Genomic DNA, 595 nt, shown 5'->3' on the forward strand with positions numbered 1-595 from the left:
GGCTCGGGAAGCAGCGTTGTTGCCCTGGATACGGTTTTGGACAGCGGTGGTCCTGGCTCCGACAGGCTCGTGATCACCGGCGATACGTCAGGCCAGACGATGCTGTCGCTGGCCGGCGTGGACAGCTCCGGCGCAGAGGTGACAGAGCTTGAGATCGACGTGGTCTCTGTGGGCGGGCAGTCTGACGGAACCTTCACCCTTATGGACGGCAACCATGTCACTTCGGATGGGGAACAGGCGGTGATCGCAGGTGCCTACCTCTATACACTGGCCGAGACAGGCCGCGGCTGGGCCTTAAGCGCGCGGTCAGAGGCAGGGGGGCCGGTCTATCAACCTTCTGCGCCGATCTATGACAGCTATGGCCAGTCGCTGCTGGCGCTGAATGGCCCCGCATCGCTGCGCAGCCGGGGCAGCTTGGAAGACTTCCGGAGCCTGGCCTGGGACGGTGGCCCAGCCACGCAAAGCGCAGGCTCGCCGCTGTGGTTCCGGATGGGGACAGAACAGATCACATTGTCTGAAGAGCACAGCACAACAGGTGCGGCGCTCGACAGCAGTGTCTGGGAGTTGGAGATCGGTGGGGATGTTGTCCTGAGCG

1 protein-coding gene is annotated in these 595 nt (G+C 63.7%); it reads left to right on the forward strand.

The window, feature by feature from the left end; all coding sequences use genetic code 11:
- The coding region (locus tag Q1B13_RS26860; RefSeq protein ID WP_299800843.1) for an autotransporter outer membrane beta-barrel domain-containing protein at nucleotides 1-595 on the forward strand (595 nt) is incomplete at both ends.

The sequence above is a fragment of the uncultured Ruegeria sp. genome (assembly GCF_947489545.1).
Classification (GTDB): Bacteria; Pseudomonadota; Alphaproteobacteria; order Rhodobacterales; family Rhodobacteraceae; genus Ruegeria.